Origin of the sequence: Megasphaera sp. DISK 18 (assembly GCF_001682955.1) — a bacterium.
Lineage (GTDB): Bacteria > Bacillota > Negativicutes > Veillonellales > Megasphaeraceae > Megasphaera > Megasphaera massiliensis.
In genome coordinates this window covers 21,522-33,508 of sequence record NZ_LUGJ01000031.1, presented here as the reverse complement: position 1 = coordinate 33,508, position 11,987 = coordinate 21,522, and the positions used below count along the sequence as shown (strand labels likewise).

The following is an 11,987-nucleotide window of genomic DNA, read 5'->3' as shown; positions in this document are numbered from 1 at the left end:
GGATACGAATCCTGAAACAATTCAGTGGCGATAGCTGCGGGGATCCACCTGTTCCCATGCCGAACACAGCAGTTAAGGCCGCAAACGCCGAAAGTACTTGGGGGGAGGCCCCCTGGGAGGATAGGAAGCCGCTGATTAATAGAGAGAGAAGCACTTCGATATGAAGTGCTTCTTTTTTTGTCTGAAAGATGAAATAGAATGGATGAGAAGATTGAACAACTGATGCAGGTCATTGCCGATTTGAAGAAATAAGCATCGGATAGTTCTTGAAGTAAGAATCGGGGCTCCTCTCGTGTGAGAAGGGCTCCGATTTTTGCTTTCATAAAAAACTCTATCTTTTATATAAAACAAAAATAAATTTAATAAGTAGTAAACCAATAACTTAAACCGTATGTAAAAATACATATTATTGACAAATATAATCGTATTTTATAGAATGAAAACACGGAGATATTTAATATCAACAATGTATACTTTAGGGATTTCGGCTTGTTTAGCCGAGAAATAAGGAGGGTGGTAACGGAGATAGACAGCGCTGAGCTGTGGTAAAGATAACTTCTAAATTTCATCATACATTTCTTTTGATATTTTTGAATTGAAGAATACAGGAGGAAAAGCATGAATCAGATTTATAAAGTTATTTGGAGCAAAGTGAAGCATTGCTGTATCGTCGTATCTGAATTGGCAAAAAGAGACGGCAAAGCGATATCGACGCAGTCTCGGATGAATAAAAAAATGGCAGTTTCCCTTGCCGTATTGGCAATTTGTGCCGGTATGGTGCCCGGTGTAATGGCTGCCGATACGGCAACCGGAACGGGATCTGGCGTGGCTTATGGTACCAGTTCTCAAGCGACAAAGGATACCAGTACTGCTGTAGGCAATTCTGCTAAATCAACAGTAGACTATGCAACGGCGATTGGTAATTTAGCAAATGCTTCCGGTGCTGGAGATACGGCGATTGGATATAATGCCAAAGCTTCTGGTACTTTTGGTATTGCAGCCGGTGCCGGCAGTAAAGCTCAGGGGGTCGTTTCAGTAGCTATGGGTTATGAGGCTACAGCAGCCGCCAATCAAGCAGTGGCAATCGGTTATGCTGCAAAAGTAACTAAAAATGATTCAGTGGCAATTGGTCGTGAAACAGAGGCAAATGAAGAAAATACGGTAGCTATTGGTCTACAAACAAAAGCAAATGGTAACCAAAGTATGGCCTTAGGCTATGGAGCCCTTACGGAAAGTAGTGCTAATAATGGCTTAGCAATCGGTGTTAGTGCTTATGTAGGACCTATCCGTTCAACTGACCCCGTCCAAGGGGTCCCGGGGAATAGTACCTCAATTGTAGATGATGACACCGTAGTTGCTGCGGGGAAAGAGCAAATGAACTCTGTTGCTATCGGTAATTCGGCGAAGGCCTTTGGTTATCAGACGACAGCTTTGGGAGCTGGCGCAGAGGCTCACGATACGAATAGTTTGGCAGTAGGAATAATGGCTATCGGCAAAGGCAATTATGCAACGGCCTTAGGCAAACAGGCATATGCTAACGGTAACGAAGCAACGGCTCTTGGGCATTGGGCCCGGGCGTATGGCGATAATGCCATTGCTATCGGTTCCTATTCCATTACCAACACCCTGGATGGTACCGGTACAGTAAGTAATGGTGTTGCTATCGGTCAGAAAGCGCGCGCTGCATCTGATAATTCCATTGCATTAGGCCAAAATTCATTGGCATATGTTCCGGATAATGTGAAGACAGAAGCATACTTAACCAATGAAGCTTTTTCAGCATCCAATGGTGTCGTTTCCGTCGGTAATGCTGAGTACACCATCGGTGATACGACCGTAGCTTCAAATCGTCGTCGTATTACCAATGTAGCCGGTGGTGCCGATGATTATGATGCGGTCAACGTAGCTCAGCTGAAAGCCTTATCTAATAAGTTGACACAAGATGCTACTGACAGTAAATTATCTTCCGGAAAAAATATTACGATCAATACGACGACCGATGATAACGGGGTTAAGACCAATAACATTGACTTGAACGATAAGATTACATTGAACAACGCTGCTGCTCCGGGGCAACAGGTAATCGTTGACGGTACGACCTCGAACATTACGGCTGGCACGGGAGACAATCAAGTTGTTGTTAATGGTTCTGCAGGCCAAGTTACGATTGGTGCAGAAGGCAGTCAACTGGTTATCGGCAAGCAAGCCGATACGGCGAAGGACAAGGACGGCAATGCAATCAATCCGGATAAGACCGGAAATTATATTACCGGCCTCGACAATACGATTTGGAATCCTGCTGAAAACGGGATTGTTGAAAACCGTGCGGCTACAGAAGGTCAGTTACGCGATGCTGTGAATAGCATCAGCACGGAAATCGGCGACATTAATACCGATATTGAAGCCATTCAAAATGCCAAACGTGATTTTATCAGTGATACCGGAGAAAAAATCGAAGTCGGTAATGCTGAAACGTTGAGCATTAAAGGTGGTGCCCCTGCGAATTCATTGACGGAAGGGAATATCGGTGTCGTAAACGATGGCACGAAGGGCTTTAAAGTGAAACTGTCGTCTAAGCTTACCGGCCTCGACAGTGTATCTACCAAGACCTTAACGGCCAGCGACAGCATTACCGTAGGCTCTGGTGATGCGACTACGGTCATCAGTGGGAATGCGGTTACTACCGGCTCTGTTACAACGGGTGATACGACAATTAGTAGTGACGGCCTGACGATTGCCGACGGTCCGTCCGTAACGAAGTCCGGTATCGACGCCGGTGGTAAAGCTATTCACAACATCGGCGAAGCTACGGAAGCTACGGATGCTATCAATAAGGGAACCTTTGATACGGCCATTACCAATATTGGTTCCGGCATGAATCAACTCGGTAATCAGATCAACAAACTCGATAACCGCGTCGATCGTGTCGGTGCCGGTGCAGCTGCTCTGGCAGCCTTACACCCCTTAGACTTTGATCCGACGTCACGCTGGGAATTCTCGGCCGGTGTCGGTAATTATCGCGGTGCCAATGCCGTAGCCGTCGGTGCCTTCTATCGTCCGAACTACAACACCATGGTCAGCATCGGCTCGTCTTACGGCGGCGGTGAAAATATGGTAAATGCCGGCGTAACTTGGACATTTGGGGAAGGCGGAACGGGAAATTACCAGTCGAAAGGCGCTATGGCCCAGGAAATCAACAGCTTGCGGTCGGTTGTAGACGAACAGAACAGCAAACTGGCGTCACAGAACGACAAAATCGAGGCTCAGAACAGCAAGATTGAAGCCCAAAGTCAGCAGCTCGAAGAACAGAATAAGAAGATTGAACAATTGATGCAGGCTATTGCCGAGTTGAATAGATAAGGCAGTCGTATCAATTTCTGACAATAAGTAACGATAGCTGGGGTTCCTCTCATCCGAGGGGGGCCTCAGTTTTTTTTATTTCTGAAAATGTTATATATTACTAAAAAATATATTGAAACTGAAATAAACAGTGAGTTGCTGATTTAATATAGACATAATATGTGTAATTTATTGACAAGTATATAGATACTATATAAAATAAACAACAAATAAACGTTATTAAAATTTTATAATTTTGGTAAAATGGCTTATTAGGCTGAGAATTAAGGAGGCTTGGTAATCGATATAGACAGCACGGAGCTGTTTGGGGGAAATAACTTCTAAATTTTATCATTTCTTTTATATTTTTTTCAATTAAGGAATATGGGAGGAATCGGAATGAATCGAATTTATAAAGTTATTTGGAGCAAAGTGCGGCATTGCTATGTCGTCGTATCTGAATTGGTAGGAACGGATCGGAAATCGGTAACGACTCGCTCGCGGGTTAGTAAAAAAATGGCAGCGTCTCTTGCCGTGATGGCCCTTTGTGCCGGCATGACGTCGGGCGTCATGGCTGCTGACACGGCAACCGGAGCGGGATTTGGTGTTGCATATGGAACTAATTCTGAAGCGACAGGAGCAACTAATACGGCAGTTGGTCCGGCAGCAAAGGCAACGGCCTCTTCTAGTGCGACTGCTATTGGTAATAAGGCAGTCGCAGCGGGTAATAATAGTACTGCAGTCGGTGAGAGTGCTTCGGCCTCCGATTCTTCGGCGACAGCTCTTGGTTATAAAGCTCAAGCTGCCGGTTCGGGGACAGCTGTTGGTGCTAGTGCTCAAGCTGCGAGTTTGAGTATCGCTGTTGGTAATCGGGCTGTAGCATCTGCGAATTATAGTACAGCTATTGGCGTAAGCGCTTCAGCTTCAGCAAATAGTGGTATAGCAATTGGTCGTGAGGCTAGCGTTACTGCACAGTATGGTATTGGCATGGGCTATAAGACAACTTCTTCAGGAGCTTTTGGGACAGCTGTAGGTTATCAGGCAAAAGCTACAGCTTCCAGTACGTCTGCTTTTGGTCATGGAGTTGAAGCCAATGCTACTTATGCAACGGCTATAGGCTATAAATCTACAACGGCTGCAAGAGACTCCATTAGTATGGGCAGTGAAACAACTCTTGATAAGGGCGGTGCGTATGGTATCGCTATGGGGCGCAAAGCCTATATTGGTCCTGAAACCACACCGACTACAGCAACTCATAATAATGCTGTGAGTGTAGGCCAAATAAGTGATTTACCTGATAGTCGATTCTTGCAACAAGATTCTATTGCGATGGGGTCTGAAGCTAAATCGTATGGTCATCAGAGTATGGCTCTTGGAGCAGGTTCATTGGCTTATAATGATAAAACTGTGGCAATCGGTAGAAGAGCATCGGCGCGCGGTGATTATGCAGCGGTCATCGGTTACAAAGCTGAAACGGATGGTGAAGGCGCAGCTGCATTAGGTTTCGGTGCTCGCGCATATGGTGATCATGCAATTGCTATCGGTACAGATGCTATTACGAATACGTTAGATGATTCCACTGCGGTAAGTAGCGGTATTGCTATTGGTCATGGCGCTCGCACTGCATCCAACTACTCCGCTGCTATAGGTTCCTATGCGCTAGCTATTATCGACGACGATGTTGCTACCAAAGCATACTTAACTGATGAAAAGTTTTCAAAAAATAACGGCGTTGTTTCTGTTGGTAATAAAGCCTATACTTTAGGCACTTATGATTTTGCAGAAAACCATCGCCGCATTACTAATGTTGCCGGTGGGGCCGACGATTATGATGCGGTCAACGTGGCACAGCTTCGCAAAGTGTATGATAAGGCCACTGATAATACGACAAAGATTTCACAATTATCCGGTGGTTGGATGCTGGGCGTAACGACGGCACCGGACGTTAGGCAGGCTTCAGATGCGACTGCTGAAGGGCTATCTCGTGCTATTCAATCAGGTCAAATGGTGAGATTGCAGTCCGGTAGTGGTATCAAGTTAAAGCAAGATGGAACCAATGTAACGATTGGGCTCAAATTTATCGATATGCATACAGGCGGTTATCCAATTAACGATGCTAAAGCGAGTGGTGGCGCTGCGCTGGCAGTGGGCCAAAACAGTATAGCTGATGGTAATCAAAGTACAGCTGTCGGTTTTGACACTTATGCCGGTCAGCATTCTTTTGCCGGTGGGAATCAGGCTGAAGCAGATATGTACTCGGTTGCTCTCGGTGCCTACGCAAAGGCTAAGAAACAGTATTCTATTGCTGTCGGTATAGCTAAAGAATTTGATGATGGAAGCGGAACCGAAACACGCAAAAAGGTTGACAGTGATTATGGTATGGCCCTAGGTACCTATTCCTATGTAGGTGAAGATTCTAATGAATCTAATGCTATCGGTTTTGATACGGCAATCACTAATTCGGTAAATTCAGCCGCAGTCGGCAGTCGAGCTAATATAGCTAATTCGAAGGAAGCTAATGCATTTGGTTACTTGGCAAAAGTAACCGATTCAGAATATGGCAGCGCATTTGGTAGCCATGCGACAGTGACTAATGCTAACAATGCAGTGGCCCTTGGTGTATCTTCTAAAGTAGAGGGTGTCGATAGTGGCGTTGCCTTAGGGGCATTCTCTGTGGCTGATAAAAATGCAAGAATCTTTGGCTATGATCCGTCGACAGGGACGACGTTTGTAATGACTCCTGAGATGCAGTCTGCCCTTACTGCATGGCAGGAAGCTTCAAAGGCATCTGTAGCCGATCCGGATAATGCAGATAAACTTAAAGCGGCTGAAGATGCGGCGAAAACGTATCGGACCCTTGTCGGTGCCTGGGAATCCCAATTAGGTGCTGTTTCCGTAGGGGATAGTTCTAAGGGGGTAACTCGTCAGATTACGAATGTAGCCGCCGGCACTTTGGATACAGATGCGGTCAACGTAGCTCAGTTGAAAGCAGTAAACACTAAAGTTGACGCCAATAAGATTAGCTTCTTCAGCGTAAATCCGGAAGGCTTTGTTGTAAACAGTAATGCAGACAATAAAGGGGCTACCGGTGCTCATGCCATGGCGATCGGTATTGATGCTTCCGCTACAGGTCTTTTTAGCACGGCCATTGGTAAAGGCGCTTTAGCAGAAGCCGGAGATGCTATCGCTTTGGGTACTGATAGTAAATCGACGGGAAATATGGCTACGGCTATAGGGGAGCGTTCTGAAGCTACCGCTTCAAGTGCTGTGGCACTCGGTTCGGCTGCTAATGCCACTCAAAATTATGCAATTGCTATTGGTGGATCTGCAAAAGCAGAAGATTATCAAACTATTGCAATTGGACCATATGCTAATGCTTTGAAAGAAAATAGCATTGCTATTGGTTACTTTGCAACAGCATCAGACAATGCCTATGATGGAGTCGCTCTTGGACGAAGTGCTAATGTTACAATGGAAAACGGTATTGCTTTAGGTTCATATTCTACTACGGATCGAGATGGAAATTATCTTGGTTATGATCCGACTGTCGGTGGAGATGCTATTTTTACAACAGAAATGGAAAGTGCACTGAATGCAGTAAATGCAGCACTCGACAATTATTATCAAAATCAGACAGATGAAAATCTTCAAGCATATCAAGATGCCTTTAAAAAGTATCGTTTGCTGGTGGCTCCTTGGGTATCCGGCGCAAGTGCAGTATCTATTGGTAATAAGGAAGAAGGTCTTACTCGTCAGATTACCAATGTGGCAGCAGGTTCTACTGATACGGATGCGGTCAACGTGGCTCAGCTCAAAGCTTTAGATGCTAAGGTGACGAAGGCCGCAGCTGATAGTGCCTTAACTGCGGGTAAAAATATTGAAATTAAAACTACAACCGATGATACGACTGGTGTTAAAACTAATACCATCAATTTAAAAGATAAGATTACCTTAGGCGACACTACGGATACTGCTAAGCAGGTAACCGTTGATGGTAATGCAGCGACTGTTACAGCAGGCGATGGAGATAACAAGGTCATTGTTGATGGCTCTAGTGGCCAAGTTGTAATTGGTGACACGGGCAATCAACTTGTTATCGGGAAACAAGCTGATACAGCTACCGATAAAGATGGCAATGAAATCAACCCTGGTAAAACAGGCAATTACATCACAGGTCTCGACAATACGACTTGGAATCCTGAAAAGAATGGTATCGTTAAAGACCGTGCCGCTACCGAAGGGCAGTTGAGTGACATCGTAGGTACAATCGGCGAGATTAGTGAAGGTATTGAAAATGCTACGAGAACGATTACCGGTGACGGTGACGCAAAAGTCGTACTCGGTAAAGACGATGCTTTAAGTCTTACCGGCGGAGCCGATACCAGTTCATTAACTGAAAAGAACATCGGTGTTGTAAATAATGGCGATAAAGGTTTCAGTGTTAAGTTATCGTCTAAACTTACTGGTCTCGACAGTGTCAGCACGAAGACATTAACGGCGAGTGACAGCATTACCGTTGGTTCCGGCGACACGACGACCGTCATCAGTGGTAATACGGTTACGACCGGTTCCGTAACGACGGGTAATACGACCGTCAGCAATGATGGATTAGTGATTAAAGATGGCCCGTCTGTCACTGCCGATGGCATTGATGCCGGCGGCAAAACTATTTCCAATATTGGGGAAGCTAAGAATCCGACGGATGCTATTAATAAGAGTACCTTTGACACTACGGTCGCTAATATCGGTTCCGGCATGAACCAACTCGGCAATCAGATTAACAAGCTCGACAACCGCGTCGATCGTGTCGGTGCCGGAGCGGCGGCTTTGGCAGCTCTCCATCCGTTGGAATACGATCCTAATACTCGTTGGGAAGTTTCGGCAGGCATCGGTAATTACCGCGGTGCGAACGCTGTTGCCGTCGGTGCCTTCTACCGTCCGAACTACGATACCATGATCAGCATTGGCTCGTCCTACGGCGGCGGTGAAAACATGGTCAATGCCGGTGTAACCTGGAGAATTGGTGAAGGCGGATCGGGGAACTACCAATCGAAAGGCGCTATGGCTCAGGAAATCAATGATTTACGGTCAGTTGTGGACGAACAGAACAGTAAACTGGCGTCGCAAAGCCGCCAGATTGAATCTCAGAGTGAACAGTTATCTGCTCAAAGTAACGAGATTAAGGCTCAGCGTCAACAATTGGAAGAACAGAATCAGAAGATTGAACAACTGATGCAGGCTATTGAAGATTTGAAAAAATAAAATATAGACATCGTGCTACATAAGACTGGGGTCCTTCTCTTGGGAGAGGGGCCTCATTTTTTTCGATTTTCGTAAAATTTTATTATCTTGCTGACGAATACCCTATGAAAATAAATCACACAGCCGTTAAATCGCTCTCTGTAGCGGTAAAATGGGGTAACGATAGACTGAATATACTGGCGCTGAAGGAAGCGCATCTAGTAAAATGACAGCTTAAAATCTACTGTAAATCAATATAGTAATGATATTGATACATAAAATATAGAGATTAAAGAGCTGTTTTCGACTTAAATAAACCTTTCAGGTGAAGATTAAAAAACGGCGACCAGAAACGTATTCCTCTGGAATTTGCATATTTTAGCGATTTATTAATCGTGCTTGAGTAAATAAATTAATTTGAAACGCATGTTTATTATCAATTAAATATATGATATTTATCTATAATGAATTATATAAAACAGTTAGTTGACAATTTTAACCCATATCTATAAAATAAAAATCAGAGAAGACTAGCACTAACGATATGTTTTAATATGAGAATATTTATTACATGATGGAGGTGCGAAAAGGGGCGGTTAAAAATGAATAAAGTGTATAAAGTTATTTGGAATAAGGTAAAACATTGTTATGTTGTCGTATCGGAGATTGCCAAGAGTAATGGTAAATCAGCGGCGATGAAAATGCAGTCAGGGAAAACCATCGCTGCGGCTTTGACGGTCTTTGCACTGTGTCTCGGTATGAACGGAGTAGTTAGTGCTGCAATGAATTCGGAAGGTTCTGGGATGGGGGTCGCTATTGGGGCGGGTTCGGTAGCAACGGATAATTCCGCTGTTGCAGTTGGTACAAATTCCAAAGCCGAGTATAGTTCTTCTGTTGCTATTGGAAATGGGGCAACCGCGGAAGAAGGGTTTTCGATTGCCGTTGGAGAGACTTCAATTGCCAGTAAAAATGGTGCCATTGCTATGGGGAATAAATCAAAAGCTACTGATAGCGGGGCTGTTTCTATTGGTGTGAGTTCAGAGGCTGGCCTCAGTGGGACGGCTATTGGTTATGGTACACTGGCATCCGGCTATTCTACCGCTATTGGTCTTCAGTCAAAAACAACGGGGTTTGGTGACATAGCTCTGGGGTATACTGCTAAAAGTTCTGGTATGGGAGCAACTGCTATCGGCGGAGAAGCGGCTGCTAATGCTGACAACGCAATAGCGGTTGGTTCTTATGCAAAGGCCAAGGGTTTATCCTCGACTGCGATTGGCAATGCCGCAAATGCTACGGTTGAAGGCGCGATGGCTTTTGGGAGTTCTGCAAATGGCTCTGGCATCTACTCTATCGCGATAGGGAATACGGCCGCAGCCACAGCTAGGGGGGCTATCGCATTTGGTCAACTTGCTGTAGGGGTGGGGGTATTTTCGACTGCTATCGGTACCAGTGCCCAGGCGAGCGGTCAATCTTCAGTGGCGATAGGGCCTCAGTCAATTGCTTCTGAGTCGTCGGCATTGGCATTTGGTATAAAGGCGAATGCAAGTGGTACATCTGCAATGGCGATAGGACCTAGGTCACAGGCCTCCGCTGCATCGGCAGTGGCATTGGGCAATAAGTCTATAGCCAATATTGGAGGCGGTATCGCTGTCGGCAGCGATTCTAAGACCAATGTCGATGCCGGCGTAACTGGCTATGATCCAAGTGGAGCATATGCAACAGATTCTGATGAGTTGCTCAAGAAAGGAACCCCTTGGAGATCGACCCTTGCTGCGGTTTCCGTCGGTAACAGTGAAAAAGGGTATACCCGCCAGATTACCAACGTGTCTGCCGGTACCTTGGATACCGATGCGGTAAACGTCGCACAGCTCAAGGCTTTAAACGAGAAAGTAGATAACAGCGCCTTATCTTCCGGTAAAAATATTACCGTTCATACAACGACGGATGCCAATGGAGTTAAGAAGAATACCATTGATTTGAACGATAATATTACTTTTGGCAGTGATACAGCGCCTGATAAAGAGGTGAAAGTTGACGGCACGAAGGGCCAGGTCGTCATCGGCGAGGCCGCCAAGGGAAGCGGCCTTGTCATCGGAAATCAAGAGGTAACGACAACTTCCGGCAAGAAAGAAACTGGTAAATTTATGACCGGTCTCAGCAATATTACTTGGGATAAGATGAATATCGTTAAAGACCGCGCTGCTACGGAAGGCGAGTTAAAAGACGTAACTGATTCTATTAAAAGCATTAGCGAAACTGTCGGCATGGGGACTCGTGAATTTGTCGGAGATGAAACTTCTTCAGACAAGAAGGTCAGCGTTAAACTTGGCGAAACTATGAACCTTAAGGGCGGGGCTGATGTTACAAACTTATCCGACGGCAATATCGGCGTCGTAACGAATTCCAATAAAGACGGCTTCGATATCAAGTTGTCGAAAGATATTAAGGGCCTCAATTCAGTCACGACGGGCAAGACGACGATGAACAATAACGGCCTTACGATTAAAAATGAAGATTCGTCGAAGAACATTACCATTCAGAACAACAATGTCAACATGGGCGGCAATGTCATCACGAATATTGGCGAAGGCACGAACCCGACAGATGCCATTAACAAAAATCAATTTGACCGCGAAATCAGCCAAATCAATAATGGTATGGGTCAGGTAAATAATCGCATCAACAAACTCGATAACCGCGTCGATCGTGTCGGAGCCGGGGCGGCGGCCTTGGCAGCTCTCCACCCCTTAGAATACGATCCTAATACTCGTTGGGAAGTTTCGGCCGGGGTCGGTAATTATCGTGGTGCTAATGCCGTTGCTGTCGGTGCCTTCTATCGCCCGAACTACGATACCATGATCAGCCTCGGCTCGTCTTATGGCGGCGGTGAAAATATGGTCAATGCCGGTGTAACCTTCCGGATCGGCGAAGGCACGACTAAGGTATATTCATCGCAGGATGCATTGGCACGGGAAGTTGACAGTTTGAGATCCCTTGTCGATGAACAGAATCGTAAACTGGAATCGCAGAGCAAACAACTTACGGCACAGAATAACAAGATTGAGTCGCAGAGTGAACAACTGGCGGCTCAGAACAATAAGCTTGAAGCACAAAACAGTAAGATTGAAGCCCAGAGCCGGCAATTGGAATCCCAGGGCAAGCAGTTGCAAGAACAGAGCCGGCAGATTGCACAATTGATGAAGGATGTTGCTGAATTAAAAAAATAGAATCACTGAATATCGTGTGACATTGACGCGGTAACAAAAGGGTCCTCTTTTCAGAGGGCCTTTTTGTGTGGCAAATTTTAGCGTTGAATAGAGACCTTTGTAAAGAAAATTTAAATTATAAAAAATATGAAACAGTCAATATCGATTTGTAATAGAAAATTAGTATTTGTTTTATTAACA

The 11,987-nt window shown here is 45.3% G+C and carries 3 protein-coding genes and 1 rRNA gene; all 4 read left to right on the top strand.

Annotated features, from left to right (window positions below; translation table 11 throughout):
• Positions 1-20: 20 nt before the first annotated feature.
• Positions 21-137: ribosomal RNA gene (gene rrf, locus A0U42_RS06930) — 5S ribosomal RNA — on the top strand.
• Positions 138-618: 481 nt separating this feature from the next.
• Positions 619-3,360: an ESPR-type extended signal peptide-containing protein gene (locus A0U42_RS06925; protein WP_065360402.1), complete on the top strand. Its 2,742-nt coding sequence runs from the start codon at positions 619-621 to the stop codon at positions 3,358-3,360.
• 378 nt (positions 3,361-3,738) lie between these two features.
• Entirely contained in the window at positions 3,739-8,601 is a 4,863-nt protein-coding gene (locus A0U42_RS11880) for an ESPR-type extended signal peptide-containing protein (RefSeq protein WP_065360401.1), read from the top strand.
• Positions 8,602-9,182: 581 nt separating this feature from the next.
• Positions 9,183-11,807, top strand: coding sequence for an ESPR-type extended signal peptide-containing protein (locus A0U42_RS11490; protein WP_083122401.1), 2,625 nt, complete (start codon positions 9,183-9,185; stop codon positions 11,805-11,807).
• The last annotated feature ends 180 nt before the right edge of the window (positions 11,808-11,987 follow it).

What these genes read in the sequence shown, in the direction of transcription:
- A0U42_RS06925 (WP_065360402.1), top strand. Translation starts at nt 619, where the DNA reads ATGAATCAGATTTATAAAGTTATTTGGAGCAAAGTGAAGCATTGCTGT.
- A0U42_RS11880 (WP_065360401.1), top strand. Translation starts at nt 3,739, where the DNA reads ATGAATCGAATTTATAAAGTTATTTGGAGCAAAGTGCGGCATTGCTAT.
- A0U42_RS11490 (WP_083122401.1), top strand. Translation starts at nt 9,183, where the DNA reads ATGAATAAAGTGTATAAAGTTATTTGGAATAAGGTAAAACATTGTTAT.